This is a genomic window from Microbacterium sp. gxy059 (assembly GCF_050958665.1).
GTDB lineage: Bacteria > Actinomycetota > Actinomycetes > Actinomycetales > Microbacteriaceae > Microbacterium.
Genome location: NZ_JAMXWT010000001.1, coordinates 227,443 through 246,724 on the forward strand (window position 1 = coordinate 227,443; position 19,282 = coordinate 246,724).

General features: G+C 72.2%; 16 protein-coding genes. 6 read left to right on the top strand and 10 right to left on the bottom strand.

From position 1 onward, the window contains the following. The first annotated feature begins 17 nt into the window (after positions 1–17). Positions 18–1,103 (top strand): LacI family DNA-binding transcriptional regulator, encoded by a 1,086-nt coding sequence (locus NHL53_RS00895; protein WP_433774204.1) that lies wholly within the window; start codon positions 18–20, stop codon positions 1,101–1,103. Here NHL53_RS00895 and NHL53_RS00900 read toward each other — a convergent pair. The 8 genes from NHL53_RS00900 to NHL53_RS00935 all read right to left on the bottom strand — a co-directional run bounded on the left by NHL53_RS00900 (position 1,091) and on the right by NHL53_RS00935 (position 11,453). Further along, the gene (locus NHL53_RS00900; protein ID WP_433774206.1) at positions 1,091–2,725 is read right to left on the bottom strand and encodes a hydantoinase B/oxoprolinase family protein; all 1,635 of its coding nucleotides are present in this window, start codon (positions 2,723–2,725) and stop codon (positions 1,091–1,093) included. The two genes, NHL53_RS00895 and NHL53_RS00900, sit on opposite strands and share 13 nt — an antisense overlap. Continuing rightward, positions 2,722–4,785: a hydantoinase/oxoprolinase family protein gene (locus tag NHL53_RS00905; RefSeq protein ID WP_433774208.1), complete on the bottom strand. Its 2,064-nt coding sequence runs from the start codon at positions 4,783–4,785 to the stop codon at positions 2,722–2,724. The genes NHL53_RS00900 and NHL53_RS00905 overlap by 4 nt, the downstream gene beginning before the upstream one ends. Then, positions 4,782–5,639 carry a PfkB family carbohydrate kinase gene (locus NHL53_RS00910; RefSeq protein ID WP_433774210.1) on the bottom strand — a complete coding sequence of 286 codons (858 nt, stop codon included), beginning with the start codon at positions 5,637–5,639 and terminating at the stop codon, positions 4,782–4,784. Before NHL53_RS00910 ends, NHL53_RS00905 begins: the two co-directional genes overlap by 4 nt. Positions 5,640–5,661: 22 nt before the next feature. After that, positions 5,662–6,687 (bottom strand): SIS domain-containing protein, encoded by a 1,026-nt coding sequence (locus NHL53_RS00915; RefSeq protein WP_433774212.1) that lies wholly within the window; start codon positions 6,685–6,687, stop codon positions 5,662–5,664. A 630-nt stretch (positions 6,688–7,317) separates the two neighbouring features. Further along, positions 7,318–8,124, bottom strand: coding sequence for a carbohydrate ABC transporter permease (locus tag NHL53_RS00920; protein ID WP_433774214.1), 807 nt, complete (start codon positions 8,122–8,124; stop codon positions 7,318–7,320). After that, positions 8,121–9,035, bottom strand: a complete 915-nt coding sequence (locus tag NHL53_RS00925) for a carbohydrate ABC transporter permease (protein ID WP_433774216.1) — start codon at positions 9,033–9,035, stop codon at positions 8,121–8,123. The genes NHL53_RS00920 and NHL53_RS00925 overlap by 4 nt, the downstream gene beginning before the upstream one ends. A gap of 2 nt (positions 9,036–9,037) precedes the next feature. Further along, complete coding sequence (locus tag NHL53_RS00930) at positions 9,038–10,393, bottom strand: ABC transporter substrate-binding protein (RefSeq protein WP_433774217.1); 1,356 nt, start codon at positions 10,391–10,393, stop codon at positions 9,038–9,040. A 28-nt stretch (positions 10,394–10,421) separates the two neighbouring features. Then, positions 10,422–11,453: a carbohydrate kinase family protein gene (locus tag NHL53_RS00935; RefSeq protein ID WP_433774219.1), complete on the bottom strand. Its 1,032-nt coding sequence runs from the start codon at positions 11,451–11,453 to the stop codon at positions 10,422–10,424. A 134-nt stretch (positions 11,454–11,587) separates the two neighbouring features. Between NHL53_RS00935 and NHL53_RS00940 the strand changes: the two genes are divergently transcribed. The 3 genes from NHL53_RS00940 (at position 11,588) to NHL53_RS00950 (ending at position 15,286) form a co-directional block, all read left to right on the top strand. Then, the gene (locus NHL53_RS00940) at positions 11,588–12,337 is read left to right on the top strand and encodes a DeoR/GlpR family DNA-binding transcription regulator (protein WP_433774221.1); all 750 of its coding nucleotides are present in this window, start codon (positions 11,588–11,590) and stop codon (positions 12,335–12,337) included. After that, positions 12,334–13,665 (top strand): 6-phospho-beta-glucosidase, encoded by a 1,332-nt coding sequence (locus tag NHL53_RS00945; protein ID WP_433774223.1) that lies wholly within the window; start codon positions 12,334–12,336, stop codon positions 13,663–13,665. The genes NHL53_RS00940 and NHL53_RS00945 overlap by 4 nt, the downstream gene beginning before the upstream one ends. A 331-nt stretch (positions 13,666–13,996) precedes the next feature. Continuing rightward, positions 13,997–15,286, top strand: coding sequence for a glutamyl-tRNA reductase (locus NHL53_RS00950; protein WP_433774225.1), 1,290 nt, complete (start codon positions 13,997–13,999; stop codon positions 15,284–15,286). Between the two features lie 980 nt (positions 15,287–16,266). Here NHL53_RS00950 and NHL53_RS00955 read toward each other — a convergent pair. Both NHL53_RS00955 and NHL53_RS00960 read right to left on the bottom strand, forming a co-directional pair. Then, positions 16,267–16,746, bottom strand: coding sequence for a low molecular weight protein-tyrosine-phosphatase (locus NHL53_RS00955; protein WP_433774227.1), 480 nt, complete (start codon positions 16,744–16,746; stop codon positions 16,267–16,269). Positions 16,747–17,200: 454 nt separating this feature from the next. Further along, positions 17,201–17,560 (bottom strand): hypothetical protein, encoded by a 360-nt coding sequence (locus NHL53_RS00960; RefSeq protein ID WP_433774229.1) that lies wholly within the window; start codon positions 17,558–17,560, stop codon positions 17,201–17,203. Between the two features lie 468 nt (positions 17,561–18,028). On the opposite strand from NHL53_RS00960, the gene NHL53_RS00965 reads away from it, so the two are divergent. Then, positions 18,029–18,274, top strand: a complete 246-nt coding sequence (locus tag NHL53_RS00965) for a hypothetical protein (protein ID WP_433774231.1) — start codon at positions 18,029–18,031, stop codon at positions 18,272–18,274. Continuing rightward, positions 18,271–19,266 carry an SRPBCC family protein gene (locus NHL53_RS00970; protein WP_433774233.1) on the top strand — a complete coding sequence of 332 codons (996 nt, stop codon included), beginning with the start codon at positions 18,271–18,273 and terminating at the stop codon, positions 19,264–19,266. The genes NHL53_RS00965 and NHL53_RS00970 overlap by 4 nt, the downstream gene beginning before the upstream one ends. Positions 19,267–19,282 lie beyond the last annotated feature (16 nt).

Here is a 19,282-nt window from a genome sequence, read left to right on the forward strand (position 1 = left end):
CACCGGGGGAGGATCGCATGGTACGCGAGACAGTCACGATCATCGATGTCGCGCAGAAGGCGGGGGTGTCGAAGTCGGCCGCCGCGCGGGTGCTGGCGCGCAACGGGTCCGCGAGCGCCGCGACGCGGGAGAAGGTCCTCCACGCCGCCTCCGAGCTCGGATACCGACCGAACCAGCTGGCCCGCGCGATGAAGTCGGGCGCGACGAACACGATCGGCATCGTGGTGCCCGACGTGATCATCCCCTTCTTCTCGGCCGTGCTGCGGGGGCTCACCGACAACGCGCGCGCCGCCGGGTTCGAGGTGCTCGTCAGCAACACGGACAACGACGCCGACATCGAGGCGCGCTCGCTCGAGCTGCTCGCCGAGCAGCGGGTGGACGGGATCGCGATCGCCCCCGTGTTCCAGGATCCGCCGACCGCGATCCTGCGGCTCGTCGACGAGGGGATGCCCGTCGTGCTGCTCGATCGCCGGATGCCCGGGCTCGAGCATCTGCCCCTCGTCTCCGTCGATCACGTCGGCGCGGCCGAGCAGGCGACCCGGGCGCTCATCGGCCTCGGCCACGAGCGGATCGCGCTGCTCGCCGAGGCCGCTCCCGCCCTGCCGACCCTGCAGCGGCTCACCGCGAGCGCGCCGGACGACCCGGCCCTGACGCTCCTGCGCCCCTCCGCCCAGCGCATCGTCGGCTACCTGCGCGCGCTGGAGCACGCGGGGCTCGGCGTCGACGAGGGCCTCATCGTGCGCTCCGGCTACACGACCGCGAGCGCGCAGGAATCCGTGGAGGCGTTCCTCGACCTCGAGACCGGGGCGACGGCGCTGCACGCGACCAACGCCGTGCTGAGCTCGGGCGCCTATCGCGGGATCCGGTCCCGCGGACTGCGCCTCCCCGACGACCTCTCGTTCATCGGCTTCGACGACCAGGAGTGGACGACGATGGTCCAGCCCGCCGTCACGGTCGTGGAGCAGCCCCGTCAGAGGCTCGGGGCGACGGCGCTGACCGTGCTGACGAGCGTCATCCGCGGCCGCCCGGCCGACCCTCTCGACCACCTCCTCGACGCGGAGATGCTCATGAGGGGGTCAGCCGGGGCCGCTCAGGCGCGGTAGCGGCGCGCGGTCTCCTCCGAGACCCGCCCGTCGGCGACGTCGGCCGCGATGGCCTCGTCGGGCCGGTCAGAGGGATTCCCGTACCCGCCGGCGCCGGCGGTCTCGATCGACGCCCACTGGCCCGGCTGCAGCACCGTGTAGCCGTGGTCGATGGGAAGCGCGTCATCGCTGAGCACGCAGCGCGCCGAGGCGCCAGGGCCGCCGCCGAAGACGCCCCACGGCTGCGACCTCTGCCGGCTGGTGTCCAGCCAGAAGTGCACGTTCTCGGCCTCCGCGCGGATCCGCCTCCGGATCCCCATGCCGCCGCGGTGCTCGCCGATGCCGCCCGAGTCCTCGATGAACTCGTACGCCTCGACCATCAGCGGGTACTCGCTCTCCAGGCTCTCGACGGGCAGGTTCGACGTGTTCGTCATGTGCACCTGCACGCCGTCGAGGCCGTCCTTGTCGAACCGCGCCCCGCTGCCGCCGCCGATCGTCTCGAGGTACACGAAGTCCCGCCCGCGCGCCGGGTCATGGCCGGAGAAGTGCACGCCCGTGTTCGCGCCGTTCGACGCGCCCGTGACGCGCTCCGGCACGGCAGGGGCGAGCGCTCCCTGGATGAGGTCCACGATGCGCTGGCAGGTCTCGCTGCGGCCGTTGACCGCGGCGGGAGCCGAGCAGTTCACGATCGAGTTCTCCGGCGCCTCGATCGTGACCGGCCGGTACAGCCCGGCGTTCGGCGCGATGTCGGGATCGATGAGCGTCTTGATCGTGTAGTAGACCGCGGCGTACAGCCCGGTCCACACGACGTTCACGCTCGCCCGCACCTGCGGCGGGTTGCCCGCGAAGTCGAACAGCATCTCGTCACCCGTCACGACGATCCGCACCCTGAGGGTCAGCTCGTCGTCCAGCTCGGGGCAATCGAAGAGATCCTCGAAGACGTACTCGCCGTCGGGGAACTCCGCGATCGCGGCCCGGGTGCGCCGCTCGGTGTAGTCGAGCAGCTCGGCGCCGATCGCGCGCACCGTGCCGACGCCGTAGCGCGCGCACAGCTCGCCGAACCGGGTCACCGCGACGCGCAGCGCCGACTCCTGGGCTCGCAGATCGGCGACCCGCTCCTCCGGCACCTGGCAGTTCAGCAGGATCAGCTGCAGCAGCTGGTCCTGACGCACGCCCTCGCGCACGAGGTGCACCGGCGGGATCCGGATCGCCTCCTGGAAGATGTGCGCGTGCCCGCGGTCGCCGAAGTCGGCGTGGTGCGCGAGGGTCGCGGCCCACGCGGTCAGCTCGCCGTCCACGAAGATCGGCGTCGCCAGCACGATGTCGGGAAGGTGCGACCCTCCTCCCGTGTAAGGGTCGTTGCCGATGAAGATGTCGCCGGGGCGGATCTCGTCCAGCGGATAGCGCTCGCGCAGCGACGCGACGATGCCCATGAGCGAGCCGAGGTGCAGGGGCGATCCGCCCTCGTCCTGCGCGATCGCCTGGCCCTCCGCGTCGAACAGGCTCGCCGTGCAGTCGCGGCGCTCCTTGATGTTCGGCGAGTACGCGGCCTTCACGAGCGTCTCGCTCATCTCCTCGACGATGGTCGACAGCGCCGAGCCGACGACCTCCACCAGGACGGGATCCAGCTCCACGGTGCTCATTCCTGCTCTCCGATCTCGATCACCAGGTTGCGGTAGTCGTCCACGCGGCACGTGTCGCCGGGCAGCAGGACGGTGGTCGTGTCCATCTGTTCGACGATGGCGGGGCCGGCGATCACGTCGCCCGGCGTCAGCCGCGACCGGTCGTAGATGGGCGTATCGACGTAGCCGTCCGACGGGTCGAAGCAGGTGCTCCGGATGCCGACGAACGCTCGCTGCGGATCCGACTCCGACGTCTCGTCGCGCCGCGTGTCGACGTGCGCGGCCTCGCCTGACGCCTCGAGGCGGAAGGTGACGACCTCGACGGCCGCGTCCTCGGAGCGGTAGCCGTAGACCCGCTCGTGCGCCTCGTGGAAGAGCTCGACGACGCGGGCGACCCCGTCGGCGGCGAACCGGTGCCCCTCGGGGACCTCGATCGCGAGCTCGAAGTTCTGGCCGCGGTAGCGCAGATCCATACGGCGCAGGAGCTCGCGCCCCTCCGGCTCGACCTCCTCCTCGTCGAACCACTCGGCCGCGCGGGAGGCGAGCTCGTCGAAGACGGCGTCGAGGCCCTCGGCGCCCGCCGCGTCGACCGGCGTGATCTGGGTGCGCATGAAGTCGGTCTTCACGTCGGTCATGAGCAGGCCGAGCGCCGACTGCGCACCGGGGATCTCCGGCACCACGATCGTGCGCATCCCGAGCTCCTGCGCGAGGCGGGAGGCGTGCAGCGGCCCCGCGCCCCCGAAGGGCACGAGCGCATAGTCGCGCGGGTCGTACCCGCGCTGCACGCTCACGACGCGGATCGCCCGCGCCATGTTCGCCGTCACGACGCGGAGGATCCCGAGCGCCGTCTCCTCGACGCTGAGCCCCAGGGGCCCGGCCAGGCGCCGGACCGCGGCGACGGAGGCCTCGCGGTCGATCTTCATCTGGCCGTTCAGCAGGTACTCGGGGTTGAGCATCCGCAGCACGACGTTGGCGTCGGTCACCGCGGCCTCGTCGCCGTTGCCGTAGCAGGCGGGGCCGGGGAAGGCGCCGGCGCTCTGGGGGCCGACGCGCAGGTGGTTCCCGCTGTCGATCCAGGCGAGCGATCCGCCGCCCGCACCGACCGTGTGGATGTCGAGCATCGGCGAGCGCACGGGGCGCCCGTCGAGCTCCATGCCCGCCGTGACCTTGGGACGCCCCTCCTGCACGAGCGAGATGTCCGACGACGTCCCTCCCATGTCGAAGGTGATGATGTCGTCGAAGCCCGCCGCCTGGCAGATCTGTGCCGCACCCACGACGCCTGTGCTCGGGCCGGACAGCACGAGCCGGACGGGGAACGACTCGGCGGTGGCGAACGGGATCACGCCGCCGTTGCTCTGCGTGACGTGCGGGACCGCCTCGAGGCCGCGATCCGCGAGCACGCCGCGCAGCCGCGCGAGGTAGTTCGCCACGACGGGGCCGACGTACGCGTTGGTCACGACGGTCGAGAGGCGCTCGTACTCGCGGAACTCCGGGAGGACGTCGCTCGAGAGCGAGACGTACGCGTCGGGGATCTCCTCGCGGACGATCTCGCCGACGCGGCGCTCGTGCGCGCCGTCGAGGTAGCTGTACAGGAGGCAGACGGCGATGGATCGCACGCCCTGATCCCGCAGCTCGCGCACGGCACGGCGCACGTCGTCCTCGTCGAGCGGGGTCTCGACGGCGCCCGTGTGGCGCAGCCGCTCGGTGACCTCCTTGCGCAGGTGACGCGGCACCTGCGGGGTCGGCTTGTCGGCCCGGGGGTCGTACATACTGGGGCGGCGGCCGCGGCCGAGCTCCAGCAGGTCGCGGAAGCCACGCGTCGTGATGAGGCCCGTGACAGCCCCGCGACCGGTGAGCAGCGCGTTGGTCCCGACGGTCGTGCCGTGGGCGAAGTAGCCGACCTCGTCGATCGTGCGGTCGCCGATCTGGTCAAGGATCTCGGTCACGCCCTGGACGATGGCCCGGCCCGGGTCTTCCGGGGTGCTCGACACCTTCCGGACGTGCACGCGCGCCGTCGCCTCGTCGAACGCGCACACGTCCGTGAACGTCCCGCCCGTGTCGACCCCGATGCGCAAGGTCATGCCTTCACCGCTTTCTTCTCGTCGTTGATGTCGTGTGGGCCTGCGACCGCGTCGGCGTCGAAGGGGATCCCGCGCCCGAAGGCCCCGTCCTCCTGGCACACCTGCGCAGCCTGGGCGCTCGCCGACACGAGCGTCGAGCGCACGTCGCGGTCTGCGGCCAGGCCGACCAGCACCGCGGCGATGAACGCGTCGCCCGCACCGAGCGTGTCGCGCGCGCTGATGCGATCGGCGGGCTGCCTGACGATCCCCTCGGAGGATCCGAAGATCGCGCCCTCCGGCCCGCGGGTGGCAAGCACGTGCGCAGCGCCCGCGGCCAGCGCCCGCTCGACCAGCGCGAGCGCCTCGGCGTCGGAGAGGTGGCTCGTCGAGTAGCTCGCGAGGAAGAGGTGCGGCAGGAACGGCTCCGTCTCGTCGATGTCGAACCGGCTGCCGAAGTCGAACGACACCTTCGCCCGCTCGGCCATCTCGGGGATCCGCTCACGTAGCGTGCCCGCGTAGCCCGAGTGGACGATATCGTAGTCGGCCACGGCGGCCAGCTGCGCGGCGTCCATCTCGAACTGCGCCGTCGTGCGGTCGGAGCGCAGGAACACCCGGTCGTTGCCGCGCAGCTCGACGTCGGCGGTCGCGTTCGGCCCGTGCGCGACCCGCGTGAGCGACGTGTCGACGTGCTCCGCCTGGAGGGTCTGCAGGATGTGACGCCCCGCCGCGTCGTCGCCGACGACGCCCAGGTATCCCGCGTTCGCCCCCCGGCGGGCCGCGAAGACGGCCACGTTCAGGGCGTTGCCGCCCGGGTACAGGGTCGCGGCATCCAGGTATCGATCGGCGACGTTGTCACCGGCACCCAGGATCTTCATCGGATGTCCCGTCTCCCGCCGGTCAGTAGGCGATCTTGTACATGTACCGGCGCTGCGAGGTGTCGTGCCCGCGACGCGCCGCGACGTGATCGAGCACACGGCGCTCGGCGCTCATGAGCGCGAGGACGCTGAGGTCGGCGCGGGACGCCTCGGGGATGCCGGGGAGCGAGAACGTCGCGGTGTCGACCGCGGCCGAGTTGCGGGTCTGACCCTCGGCGAAGCTGATGACGCGCTCGCCCAGCGCGCGGCTGGCGTCCTCCGCGACGAGGGTGACGACGGTCGTGTCCTCGAGCACCATCTCGAGCGGGCCGTGGAAGAAGTCGCCCGCGTTGATCGCGGCGGAGTTCATCCAGCTCATCTCCTGGAAGTAGCACCAGGCCATCATCTTGGCCATGCCGTACGCGGGGCCGCCGCCGACGATGTAGCTCAGGGGCGCGTCCTCCGCGGAGAGCAGGTCGGCGACGCGCTCGCCCGCCTCGACGACCTCGTCCTTGACCGCGCGGAGCGCCCCCGGCAGCGCGGGGATGCCGGCGCGCAGCTCGGCGGCCTTCTCGGGCGCACCGTAGGCGTCGAGAAGCGCGGCGGCGACCTGCTCGTTGTGCACGAGCTTGGGCTCGGTGATCGAGATCGTGTCCGGGTAATCGAGGTGCACGGCGCCGATGCGTCCGAGCGGGTTGTCGCCCTGGCGGGAGATCCCGGCGACGAGCGCGCCGCGGCTCTGGGCGAACTCGGCGGCGGCGACCGTCTCCGGGGTGCCGCCGGAGTGCGAGGCGGCGACCACGAGGGCCTTCTCGTTCAGCCCGACCGGCGCCCGCGAGGTGAGCTCCGCGCTGGTGATGCGCTGGCTCACGATGCCCGGCGCGTAGCGGTCGAGCAGGTCGAACGCGGGGAACGTCCCGAAGTGCGAGCCGCCGCAGCCCACCAGGTAGACCCGCTCGACGCCCTGGTCCACGGCGCGCTCGACGAGCGCCCGCGCCTTGTCGTCCTGGTCGATCGCGTGCTGCACGCACGCCTCGAAGTCGTCGGGGACGGGGATCAGATCGCTCATCGCTGTCGCTTTCTGTGAGGGAGGTTCTTCGTGAGGCCGACCCAGATTTGGGATCGTTCCCACGTGTACTCTCCCTCAGATTGGGAACGATGTCAATAGTCGGCGAGGACGATCGCCGCGAGCGCCCCTTCCGCCCCGGTGCACGACGACGCCGTTTCTGCCCTGCTCGGCGGTCCGCCCCGGCGTGTCGCTCCTCCTCGCTCGAATCCGGCGGCGTCGTGCGCCCGACCCCGGGATGCATGTGCCCGCCTCGACGACGAGGGTCGCCAGAAAACGCGCCCCGTGCGCGGACCAGACGGCGTTTCATGGCGACCCATGCGAGGAGGCGGCCCCCACGCCGGGGGCAGCGAGGCGGCGTTCGCCGACCGGATCGCGAGAAACGGCATGTCTCGCAAATGTTCGGAATGGCACCCGTATTCCCACCGAATGTGAGACAGCCACCCCTCCCGACGAGAGCATGTCTCACGAACGGTCAGAATGACACCCGCATCCCGACCAGACGTGAGACATGCCCGCGCGCTGGCGGCCGCCGACCGCCCGCGCGCCGACGGCCCGCGCCGCCGACGGCCCACGACGCCTCCGCCCGCGCCGCCGACAACGGGACCGCCTCCGACGCCTGCCGCGGAGCCCCTACTTCACGGCGCCCTCGATCATGCCGCGGATGAAGTGGCGCTGGAGGAAGATGTAGAGCACCACGACGGGCAGAGCCACGAGGATCGCGCCGGCGGCGAGCAGCGCGGTGCCCTGCGTGTACTGGCCCTGGAAGAACGCCAGCCCGAGGGGCGCGGTGCGCACCGTGCCGTTGGGCGACATGACGAGCGGCACGAGGAACTCGTTCCACGTCCACATGAACGTCAGCAGCACGAGCGTGAGGATCGCGGGGCGCCCGATGGGCACGAGGATCTGCCAGAGGATCCGCCAGGATCCCGCGCCGTCCAGACGCGCCGCCTCGACGAGCTCGCGGCTCGATCCGCGGAAGTAGGCACGCATCCAGAACGTCCCGAAGGCGATCGACATCGCGATCTGCGGCAGCGCGACGCCCCAGATCGTGTTCGTCAGCCCGAGCGCGCGCATGTCGAAGAACATGGGCACGATGAACGCCTCCGTCGGCACCATGATGCCGAGCAGGAACAGGTAGAACAGCGGCGTCGCGCCGCGGAACCGCATCGTGCCGAGCGCGTACCCGGCGAGGATCGACGCGCTGACGGCGACGAGCACGACGATCACGGCGACCGTGACCGAGTTCAGCATGTAGTCGCCGAAGCGCCCGATCTGCCAGGCGTTGACGAAGTTCTCCCAGTGGATCCCCGGGCCGGACGAGGCGCGCTCGGGGCCCAGGGAGAGCGTGACGATGACCCCGATGGGGGCGAGGATGACGAACGCGAACGCGATGAGGATGACGTAGTTCGCGACGCGCTCGAAGGCGGAGATCTTCATCGGCGCTCTCCGATCACGTTGACGACGGCGTTGATGAGGAAGACGATGGCCGTCAGCACGATGCCGACCGCCGCGGCGGCGCCGACCTCGCCGATGGTGAAGGCGAGGCGGTACACCTCGTAGCTCGGCACCGTCGTCGACGTGCCCGGCCCGCCGCTCGTCGTCACGTAGACGAGGTCGAAGGTCTTCAGGGCCGCGACGATCGTGAGGGTCAGCGCGACCGTCACCTCGCCGCGCACGGCGGGCAGGGTGATGGCGAAGAACTCGCGCAGCGCGCCCGCGCCGTCGAGGCGGGCCGCCTCGTACTGCTCTCGGGGGATCCGCGACATGCCGGCCATGAGCAGCACGGTCACGAGGCCGGTGGAGACCCAGGTGCCGATGAGGCCGACGGCCGGCAGCGCCCAGTCGTAGTCGCCGAGCCAGGCGCGGGCGAGCCCGCCGAGGCCCACGGCGCGGAGGGCCTCGTTGAGGGGGCCGGTCGGCGCGTAGATCTGGCGCCAGGTCACGGCGATGACGACCATCGCGATGACCTGCGGCAGGAACACGATGGTGCGGAAGAATCCGAGTCCCCGCACCTTCGCTCGGGTGAGGAGGGCGGCCAGGAGGAGGCCGAGGCAGAGCGGCAGCACCGCGAAGAACACGATGAGCACGAGGGCGTGCACGAACGCCTCGCGGAGCTGCGCGCTCTGGAAGACGGCGACGTAGTTGTCGAAGCCGACGAAGACGGATGCGCCGAGACCGTCCCACTCGTAGAGAGAGAACTGGGCGGCCCGCCCGAGCGGCACGAGCAGGAACAGCCCGTACAGCACCAGCGCCGGCGCGAGGTACGCGTAGGGCAGCCAGGGGCGGGTCACCCGGGCGGAGCGGCGTGCGCCCCTCCGCCCGGTGACGATCGCGACGGTATCGGTCATCGTCAGCCCGTGAACTCCGCGTAGTCGGTCTCGAGCTGCTCGGTGAACTCGGCGGGCGTCGAGCGCCCGTCGAGGAGATCCTGCAGCGCCTGCCCCATCGTGTCGGCGAACGTCGGGGTCGCGTAGTCGAGGTACGGCAGCACGGCGCCCGACTCGGTCACCTCGCCGAACTCGGTGAACACCTCGGCCTGCACGCCGCCGTCGGGAGCGTGCGACGCGGTGTCGTTGACGGGGAGGTTGCCCGTCTCGGCGAGGATCCCCATGGCCTCGTCGCTCGTGAGGAAGTCGATGTACGCCGCGGCCGCGTCGGGGTTCTCGCTGCCAGACGTGATCGCGAACGGCAGGCCCGTGCCGCCTGTGGTCGCCTTCGTGCCGTCCTCGAGGGCGGGCACGAAGAAGCCCACGTCGTCGCCCATCGCGTCCTCGAGGTCGGCGGCGAGCCAGGATCCGCCGATGAGGAACACGCCCTCGCCCGCGGCGAGGTCCTGCCAGGCGGCGTCGTAGTCGGTGCCGTTGACGCCCTCGTTGAAGAAGCCGTCCTCGACCCAGCCCTGGATGTGCGCGGCGGCCTCCTCGTTCTCCGGCGTCGTCCAGCTCGCGCCGGGGTTTCCGAGGCCGAGGTCGACGATCTGGTCGGCGGGAACGTACGCGCCCTGCAGCGGGCCGAACACGTGCAGCCCGGGCCACTGCTCGATGTTGCCGAGCTGCATGGGCGTCTCCCCCGCGTCCTTCGCGGTCTGGAGGGCCTCGTCGAACGCGGCCCAGTCGGCGGGCACCTCGAGGCCGAGCTCGTCGAGCTTGCTCTTGCTGTAGAAGATGCCGACGACCTCGCCGACCTGCGGCAGGCCGTAGAGGCTGCCGTCGCCGAACACGGTCGCGTCGTCGCTGTAGGTGGAGTACTGCAGGATCGACTCGGAGTACCGGTCGCCCCACCCGTACGCCTCGGCGTAGTCGTCGAGGGCGCGCAGCTGCCCGGCCTCGACGAACGCGCCCATCGTGTTGCGGCCGTTGTTGGCCTGCACCACGTCGGGGGCGTCGTCGTCGGTGATCGCGAGGCGCAGCGTCGTGGCGAGGTCGTCGAAGGCCTGCGAGTTCCGGTCGATCGTGACGTTGGGGTACTTCTCCTCGAACGCCGCGTTGAGCTGCTCGATCTGCTCGTTCTGACCGCCGCGGACCTCCTGGTCCCAGACGGTGAGGGTGATGTCGCCGAGGTCGGAGATGTCGGTCGTGATCTCGCCCTGCTCGGCGGGCTCCTCCGCGTCCCCTCCGGGGCTCGCGCCGGGCGCGCAGGCCGTGAGTCCGAGGGCGAGCGCGGCTCCCGCGGCGCCCATCGTCAGGATGCTGTGGCGTCGTTGCATGGGTCTTTCCTCTCTGAAGGCTCCCGCCTCAGTTCGCGAAGCGGGAGAAGGGGGTGCGCCTGTCGGCACGGTGATGCAGGGGTTCGGGGATCCGCCGGACGAGCTCGTCGACGAAGCGGAAGCGGTCATCGGGGAAGGTGCGTCGGGCGTCGGCGATGTCGCCCCAGCAGGGGGCGGCGGTCGCACCGCCGAGCTCGGTCGTGGCGATGCCGGAGGAGAGCACGGCGAACGCGACGGCGTCGGCGAGCGGCAGCTCGTCGAGCACGGCCCACACGAGCGCGGCCTGGAAGACGTCGCCCGCACCCGTCGCGTCGCGGGCGTCGACGGGGAGGCCGGGCACGTCGACCTCCTCGCCCGTCGCGGCGTCGACCGCGAACGCCCCGCGGGCGCCGCGGGTGACGACGACGAGCGGCACGCGGGCGGCGAGCGCGCGGGCCGCCTCCCGCGCCGACGTCGCGCCCGTGTAGGCGATCGCCTCGTGCTCGTTGGGCGTGAACGCCCAGCAGTGCTCGAGCGGGCGCAGGCGGTCGGCGCTCCACGCGCCCGTGGGGTCCCACCCCGAGTCGGCGAAGATGCGGGTGCCCTGCCGGGAGGCGCGGCGCCACCAGGCGTCGGGCGCGTCGCCCGCGAGCTGGGCGAGGTCGGCGATCGCCGCGCGGGCCGAGGCGCCGTCGGGCAGCGGATCCACGGGATCCGCCCGCTCCTCCCGCGTGATCATCGACCGGTCGCCGTCGTGCGCGATCGAGACGGTCACGGGCGTGGGCCAGTCGGGGAGCACGCGGGTGCGGGCGAGGTCGACGCCCTCGACGTCGCCGAGCACGTGGCGGCACCAGCGCCCGTGCAGGTCGTCGCCGAGCGTCGAGGCGAGCCCGGTCGAGAGGCCGAGCCGCGCGGCGGCGACGGCGAGCGTGGCGATGCCGCCGGGGCTCGCGCTCATCCGCGACGCGTAGACCTCGGTGCCGGGGCGCGGATCCGCGTCGAGGTCGCCCATCACGAGGTCGAAGAACGTCGGGCCCGCGAGCACGACGTCGTGGGCGGCGCGGCCGTCTGGTGCGGTCATCGGTCGTCCCTTCGTCCAGCATCTCCTGCACCGGATGATCCGGATTGTCAGAACATGCACTCCTACTCTGGCATGAACGAAAGCCTGCGCGCTAGTGCTCGATTCTGCTCACTTCTGGCTGTTACTCTGTCGTCATGCTCACGGCGACCCGGCAGGCGAAGATCCTGGAGAGCGTGCGAACCGGCGGCGAGGTGCGCGTCGACGCCCTCGCCGACCACTTCGGCGTCTCCCCCTCGACGATCCGGCGCGATCTCAACGCCCTCAGCGCCGACGGCCTGCTGCGCCGGGTGCGCGGCGGCGGAAGCGTCGAGGTCGACGACACGCCCTTCCGCGACGTCGCGGCGCGCGACGCCGACGAGAAGACCGCCATCGCCGACCGCGCGGCGGAGCTCGTCGCCGACGGCGACGTCGTGCTCATCGACATCGGCACGACGACCGCCCTCGTCGCCGAGCGCCTGCGCGGACGCCGCATCACCGTCCTCACCGCGAGCCTCGCCGTCATCGACGCCCTCCGCGACGACGACGTCGTCGAGGTGATCGTGCTCGGCGGGGCGCTGCGCAAGAACTACTACTCGATGGTCGGCGCGCTCACCGAGCAAGCCCTCGCGCAGATCCGCGCGACCGTGTGCTTCCTCGGCACGAGCGGCGTGCGGCCCGACGGATCCATCGCCGACACGACAGGCATGGAGGTGCCGGTCAAGCGGGCGATGATCGCGTCGTCCGACCGGGTCGTCGTGCTCGCCGACCGCGCCAAATTCCCCGGCACGGGGCTGCTCAGCGTCTGCGGCCCGAGCGAGATCTCGACCGTCGTGACGAACACCGGCGCCGACGAGGCGACCTGCTCCCTTCTGGAGCGCGAAGGAGTGGAGGTCCTGACCGCATGAAGCTCACCCTGATCGGCGGCGGAGGATTCCGCGTGCCCGGCGTGTACGAGGCGATCGCCTCCGACGACGCCCCCGTGCGCATCGACGAGCTCGTGCTCCACGATGTGTCGCAGAGCCGGCTCGACACGATCCACGCGATCGTCGACGCGCTCGCCCCGCGCTTCCAGCACCCGCCGCGCGTGACGACCTCGACCGACCTCGCCGAGGCGCTCGCGGGAACCGACTTCGTGTTCTCGGCCGTGCGCATCGGCGGATCGGCCGGCCGCGTCGCCGACGAGCACATCGCCCTCGCCGAGGGCGTGCTCGGGCAGGAGACCGTGGGCCCGGGCGGGCTCGCGTACGCGCTGCGCACGCTGCCGTTCATGATGACGGTGGCCGAGACCGTGCGCGACGTCGCGCCCGACGCGTGGGTCATCAACTTCACGAACCCCGCGGGCATCGTGACGGAGGCCATGCGCGCCGTGCTCGGCGACCGCGTCATCGGCATCTGCGACACCCCGATCGGCCTCATGCGCCGCGCCCTGCAGGCGGTCGGCGGCGCCGCCGGAGGCGAGGTGACGTTCGACTACGTGGGCCTCAACCACCTCGGATGGCTGCGCTCCGTCTCGGTCGACGGGAAGGACCTCCTCCCCCGGCTCCTCGCCTCAGACGAGGCGCTCGAGTCGATCGAGGAGGCGCGGCTCGTCGGCTTCGACTGGGTGCGCGCGCTGGGCGCCCTGCCCAACGAGTACCTCTTCTACTACTACTTCGCGCGCGAGGCGCGGGAGCGGATCCGCTCGTCCGACGAGACGCGCGGGCAGTTCCTCGACCGCCAGCAGTCGGCGTTCTTCGCCGACCCCGGCGACGACCCGCTCGTCGCGTGGCAGCGCACGCTGCACGAACGCGAGTCGAGCTACATGGCCGAGAGCCGCGAGCAGGACGAGGAGCGCCACGCGGAGGACGTCGACGGCGGCGGCTACCAGAAGGTCGCGCTCGACCTCATGGCCGCGCTCGCGACCGGCCGCCCGGCGACGATGATCCTCAACGTGGGCAACGGATCCCTCGTGCCCGAGCTGCCGGCCGACGCCGTCGTCGAGGTGGGCTGCCGCGTGGACGGCGACGGGGTGCACCCCCTGCCGATCGCCCCCGTGAGCACCGAGATGCTGGGCCTCATGGCCCCCGTGAAGGCCGCCGAGCGGCAGATCATCGCCGCGGCGCGAGAGGGATCCCGCGACCGCGCGTGGCGCGCCTTCGCCGCGCACCCGCTCGTCGACTCGATCGCCGTCGCGAAGCGCCTCGTCGAGGCGTACCGAGCCCGGTTCCCCGAGATCGACGAGCTGCTCGGCTGAGGGGCGGCCTCCCGGAAGCGTGCGGCCCTCTGCGGCTCGCGGCCGTCCGGGGCTCGCGATCCGTCGGGGCCCGCGGCCTGCGGAGGCGTGTGGCCCTCTGCGGTTCGCGGTCTCCGGAGGCTCGCGAGTGGCGCAGATTCTCGCGAGTGGCGCAGATATCCGGCCGAATTTCTGCGCCGCTCGCGAGTTCCTGCGCCGCTCGCGAGCCGCGGGGGCCCGGCGGGAGCGCCTCCGACCGACCCGAAGATGCCGTCTGTCCGGGAGGCAAGGCGAGCCTTTGTTCTCTGGAATCGTTCAGAAGAGTCTTCGACGAGCTGTAGAATGAGTGATCGTGCTGCTGTGTGTGTCCGCAAGTCATAAGACCGCGTCCTTCGAGACGCTCGAACGACTGAGCACGCAGAACGAGGCCGTCGCCCCGCTGATCGCCCAGGCATCCCCCGGCATCGACGGCGCCGTCGTGCTCGCCACGTGCAACCGATTCGAGGCCTACGTCGAGGTCTCCTCGCCCGCGGCCCGCGAGGTCGGCATCGCCGCCGCCGCCGACGCCATCGAGCGCGCCACGGGCGTGCCCCGCGGCGAGCTGGCCGAGTCGGCGATCGTGAAGAGCGACGGATCCGCGATCGAGCACCTCTTCTCCGTCGCCTCCGGCCTCGAGTCGGTCGTGGTGGGCGAGGGCGAGATCGGCGGCCAGGTGCGCCGCGCACTCGAGGAGGCGCGCGAGCACGGCACCACCTCGACCCAGCTGGAGCGCCTCTTCCAGAAGGCCACCGAGACGCAGAAGAGCGTCAAGAACGCCACCGCGCTCGGCCGCGCGGGCCGTTCGCTCGTGCGCCTCGCGCTCGACCTGGCCGACAGCCGCATCGCCGACTGGAGCGAGATCGACGTGCTGCTCGTCGGCACGGGATCCTACGCCGCGGCGACGCTCGCCGCCCTGCGCGATCGGGGCGTCGCGTCGATCGGCGTCCACTCGCCCTCGGGCCGCACCCAGTTCGCGGCGAAGCACGGCCTCACCCAGATCGCCGACGACGACTTCGCGGCCGCCGCCGCATCCGTCGACATGGTCATCACCTGCTCGTCGAGCGAGCACCCGGTGCTCGACGCGGCGACGCTGCGGGCCGGAGGGTTCGATCGTCGCGGCTTCCTCATCGACCTGGGCCTCCCCCGCAACATCGACCCCGACGTGGCCGAGCTGCCGGGCGTCACCCTGCTCGACCTCGAGACGATCCGCCTCCACGCGCCCCTCGAGGAGCTGCAGGCCGGCGACGCGGCGCGCGAGATCGTGCGCGACGCGGTGGCGAAGTTCGACGAGGCCGCGCGCCGCCAGACGGCCCAGCCCGCCGTCGTCGCCCTGCGCAAGCACGTCTTCTCCGTCCTCGAGCGCGAGCTGGAGCGCGGGCGCAACCACGCGCACTCCGACGAGATCGCCGAGGCCCTGCGCCACTTCACCGGCATGCTGCTGCACACGCCGACGACGCGTGCACAGGATCTCGCCGCCGAGGGGCGCGCCGACGCGGTGTTCGACGCCGTCGAGGCGCTCTTCGACATCGACGCGCGTCCCGCCGCCGAGCCAGCCGCACCCCCGGCCTCCTGCCCGATGAGCGGCCGCTCCGCCGCGAGCTGACCGGCGCCTTCGGGCGTCTTCGGGGCGTTCTCGGCACCGCGAACGCCGGGGATCCCGCGAACGCCGGATGGATCCGGGCCGATCGGACCGGCGTTCGCGGGATCTCCGGGCGAAGCGCGTGCCTCGTCGCGCGGGTTCCCCAGGCGGAGCGGCTGGGTCCGTGCCGTTGTGTCGGGTATCCGGATCCGCCAGGTTCTCCTCGGGAGCAGGCGAGCGGGGCGGCCCAGGATCTCCGACACAACAGCCCCGCTGCACAGCACCTCGGATCCGGGCGCGATCCCGCTCGCGCCCTGCACCGTGATCTGCACCTGAGCGGGCGGCCTTCCTCGGTTGCTCGACGCGTGAGGCTGCTCGCCCGCCAGACCCGAGCCGGCGCCCGGGTCCGAGGCGCCACTCCGCTCACCCGGGAGGTGCGGTTCTGCGACCCGAACGGATTCATCTCCACCCGGGTATCCGAAACGCACCCAGATCTCCACGCGGGAGGTGCGTTATGCAGACCTGGGCGCCCGGGTGGATGTTCGAGGAGGCGGAACGCACGCCAGCCCGCCGCGGCGAGGTGCGATACGGCGACGCGGGTCTCCCTACGCGGGCACCTCGGATCCGGGCGCGGTCCCGCTCGCGCCCTGCACGGTGACGCGCGCCCGGGGCGGGCGACGTTCCTCGGCCGCTCGGCGCGCGCGACGGCTCGACCACCAGATCCCCGCGGGTGCGGTCTGGCGACGCGAAGGGATCCACCCCGTCCGGGAGGAGAAACGCACCCGAATCAGCCCCAGGAGGGTGCGATTCCCCGACCCCAGCGTCCCCGCGGTGGCCCGAGGACGCGAAACGCACTCGCCCCGCGCCGTGCGGTGCTGCGTCCCGAGCGCACCCCGAACGGCATCGCTCGCGAGCGGCGCAGGATCGGCTCGGCCCTGCGCTCCTCGCGAGTTCCGGCGCCCCGCGAGCCAGGGGCGCCGATCCGGGCGCCGGATCCGCTCGCCTCAGCGCAGGCGGGCGAGGAGGGCGCGGGAGGCGTCCTCGACCATCGTCAGCGCGTCCTCGAACGCGCGGTCGTCGTCATAGTAGGGATCGGGCACGTCTTCCTCCACCCGATCCGGGTCGAACGACAGCAGCAGCCGCACCTTGTCGCGATCCGCGTCGGTGCGCGCCGCGCGCCGGAGGGCGCGCTCGTGGCCGCGGTCCAGGGCGACCACGAGATCCAGGTCGTCGAACCAGGCCGGATCGAACTGCCGGGCCCGATGCGCCGTGCCGTCGTATCCGCGGCGCGCGAGCGCGGCGACGGCGCGTGGATCCGCGGGATCCCCCACGTGCCAGTCGCCGGTTCCCGCCGAGCTCACGACGAACCGGTCGGCGAGCCCCGCCTCCGCCGCGAGGTGCGCGAACACGACATCGGCCATGGGCGAACGGCAGATGTTCCCCGTGCACACGAAGCAGACGCGGGTCGGCGAGGAGTCGGTCACCCGGCCAGGATAGCGAGGCGACGCCACGCCGCTCGATGCCGCAGCGCCCTGCCGGCGAGGCGACCCCGAGAACCGGCCACCTGGCGGGCCTCGGCCGTGGTGCGCTCGCGGCGGGCGTCGCGCACCCGACGCTTCCGCAGCCACGCGGAGAGTCGAACGCGCCGAGCTCGGCGATACCCGGTCGGCGGATCCGCAGGGGGCCGAGACGTCACACGGTCAGGCCGTCGAGCAGCCGCCGCAGACGCATCGCCTGACGCGGCGTGTGCTCGGCGACCGGACTGCGGGATCGGCCCCGGATGCCGCGAACCCGAGCCCGTAGTCGGCGCCGGATGCCGCGAAGCGGGGCGAGATCGGCATCCGCTCAGCGAAGCCGACACCCGCGAGGCGAGCACCGGACCGCGAGCACCGCCCAGCAAAGTCTTCGCCCACACAGCCCGCGGCGGACGGCGCGAGGCTAGAGCCGGCCGCCGCGACGGCGCTCCACCGCGGCGCGGGCGGCGTACTCGGCCTCGATGTGCTTCCGGTAGGCGCCCTGCAGTCGGCGCCTCCGCAGCCACGCGGACAGGGCGAACGCGACGACCGCGACCACGCCCGTCGCAGCGAGGAGCGAGATCATCTCGAGGTCCGCCTCGCCGTCGACGAACACGCTGACGAGCAGGAACACGAAGACCGCCGCGCTGACGATCCCGACCAGGTTGCACACCCACGTGCCCAGCATCTGGATCGTCTCGACGGGCCGCGTGAAGAGCCCCACGACCAGCCTCAGCACGAAGACCACGATGATGATGGCCAGCCCGATCAGCAGCACCGGCATGAGCGTCCCCTGCCCCCTCGACGCCCGTCACGATACCGCTCCCGGCGGCACTGCCGACGCCGGGGATCCCGGGAGCGCCGGGCGGATCCGGGCGGGACGAACCGGCACCCGCGGGATCCTCGGGTGAAGGGTGCGCGATCCGAAAGACCGCGCACGCCGCGGGATCCGACGCACCGGGAATCCGCGGCGGCGCGCCGGAGTCCCGCAGCGGCAGCCGGCCGCGCCACCGTGGATCCACCTGGGATCGCCGCGGCGGTTCACGCCCCTCCGGCCCGAGCGCTTCCGGACGCCATCGCGCTCGCGAGCGGCGCAGATGTTCGCGAACGGCGCCGGTATCCGTCCGCATGTCTGCGCCACTCGCGAATTCCTGCGCCACTCGCGAGCCAGCGAGAAAAGGGATGGGCGGTCCGGACACCCCTCCAGCAACCGAGGTTGACAATCACCGCATAAGCAACGTAGGTTGCTCATATGGAGACACGACAGGTCGCGGACGCCGCCGCCGACACCTCCGACCCCCGATCGGGGCTGCGGGCGATCTCCTCGCTGCGCGCGCTGGCCGATCGGCTCGAGCTCGCGCAGGTCGAGGCGGGGCTGCGCGCCGGGATGAGCTGGCAGGAGATCGCCGACGCGCTCGGCGTCACGCGGCAGGCCGCGCACAAGAAGCATGCGAAGAGGATCGACCCGTCGCTCCCGGTGCCGAGGAGGGCCCGATGAGCAGACTGACCGAGATGGCCGCGACGAGCCACACCCTCTCCGTCGCTGCGCTGGAGGAGGCATCGCGCGTCGGCCAGCGCACGGCCGACATCGACCACCTGCTGCTCGCGCTCGTCGTCAGCGCGCAGGACGCGGGGCAGGTGCTGCGGAGCCTCGGCATCACGCTCGCGTCGGCTCGCGAGGCCGTCGCCGAGCAGCACGCGGATCAGCTGGCCTCCCTCGGCATCACCGCGCCCGCCCCCGAGCCGGGCCGGATCACGTTCCACGAGACGGGAGGCCAGGAGTGGGGCGAGCGGCCGCTCGAGGTCATCAGGCGCTCGGCCGACGGCGATCGCCGGGGCGATGCGGCCGCGGTGCTCCGCGAGCTGCTCGACGAGCCGAGCGGCTTCATCGATCAGGTGCTCCGGCGGCTCGGCACGACGCCCGATGCGGTGCGCGCCCGCCTCGACGAGGTCGAGCGTCACCCGACGCTCCCGCCCGCCGATGCGGGGAGCCCGCTGTCCGGATCCGCACAGGGCTTCGCCGCGGCGCCCGTCGAGGCGGTCTGGGCGCTGCTCGCGGATCCCTCCCGCATGCCCGAATGGGATCCCGCCACGGGCGCAGTGGAGGACGCCCCGACCTCGGCCGCGATCGGATCGACCTGGACGGGCCGACTGCACACCCGGCGCGCCGACGGCAGGCCGCTGCGGGTGAAGCCCGAGCGGCGACGCACCCGCATCGAGGTCGTCGACGTCGAGGAGCATCAGCTCATCGGGTGGCGCCTCACCTGGCCCGACGCGCCGAAGACGAACGCCCGGCGCATCCGCATCGCGCTCGAACCGGCCGCGGGAGGCACCCAGCTGCGCATCGACCTGGCGTGGGAACCGGATGCGCACCGTCGCCCTTCGCCGCTCGCCGTCGTAGTGAGATGGCTGGTGCGGCCGCTCACGCGCCTCGCGATCTGGATGCAGACGACGCAGATCGCGGCCGCCATCAGCCGCGCGTTCCGCTGAGTCCCGGAGACGAGAC

Bases quoted from the DNA above. Each gene is read 5' to 3' on its own strand.
- NHL53_RS00895 (WP_433774204.1), top strand. From the start codon at position 18: ATGGTACGCGAGACAGTCACGATCATCGATGTCGCGCAGAAGGCGGGG.
- NHL53_RS00900 (WP_433774206.1), bottom strand. From the start codon at position 2,725: ATGAGCACCGTGGAGCTGGATCCCGTCCTGGTGGAGGTCGTCGGCTCG.
- NHL53_RS00905 (WP_433774208.1), bottom strand. From the start codon at position 4,785: ATGACCTTGCGCATCGGGGTCGACACGGGCGGGACGTTCACGGACGTG.
- NHL53_RS00910 (WP_433774210.1), bottom strand. From the start codon at position 5,639: ATGAAGATCCTGGGTGCCGGTGACAACGTCGCCGATCGATACCTGGAT.
- NHL53_RS00915 (WP_433774212.1), bottom strand. From the start codon at position 6,687: ATGAGCGATCTGATCCCCGTCCCCGACGACTTCGAGGCGTGCGTGCAG.
- NHL53_RS00920 (WP_433774214.1), bottom strand. From the start codon at position 8,124: ATGAAGATCTCCGCCTTCGAGCGCGTCGCGAACTACGTCATCCTCATC.
- NHL53_RS00925 (WP_433774216.1), bottom strand. From the start codon at position 9,035: ATGACCGATACCGTCGCGATCGTCACCGGGCGGAGGGGCGCACGCCGC.
- NHL53_RS00930 (WP_433774217.1), bottom strand. From the start codon at position 10,393: ATGCAACGACGCCACAGCATCCTGACGATGGGCGCCGCGGGAGCCGCG.
- NHL53_RS00935 (WP_433774219.1), bottom strand. From the start codon at position 11,453: ATGACCGCACCAGACGGCCGCGCCGCCCACGACGTCGTGCTCGCGGGC.
- NHL53_RS00940 (WP_433774221.1), top strand. From the start codon at position 11,588: ATGCTCACGGCGACCCGGCAGGCGAAGATCCTGGAGAGCGTGCGAACC.
- NHL53_RS00945 (WP_433774223.1), top strand. From the start codon at position 12,334: ATGAAGCTCACCCTGATCGGCGGCGGAGGATTCCGCGTGCCCGGCGTG.
- NHL53_RS00960 (WP_433774229.1), bottom strand. From the start codon at position 17,560: ATGCCGGTGCTGCTGATCGGGCTGGCCATCATCATCGTGGTCTTCGTG.
- NHL53_RS00965 (WP_433774231.1), top strand. From the start codon at position 18,029: ATGGAGACACGACAGGTCGCGGACGCCGCCGCCGACACCTCCGACCCC.
- NHL53_RS00970 (WP_433774233.1), top strand. From the start codon at position 18,271: ATGAGCAGACTGACCGAGATGGCCGCGACGAGCCACACCCTCTCCGTC.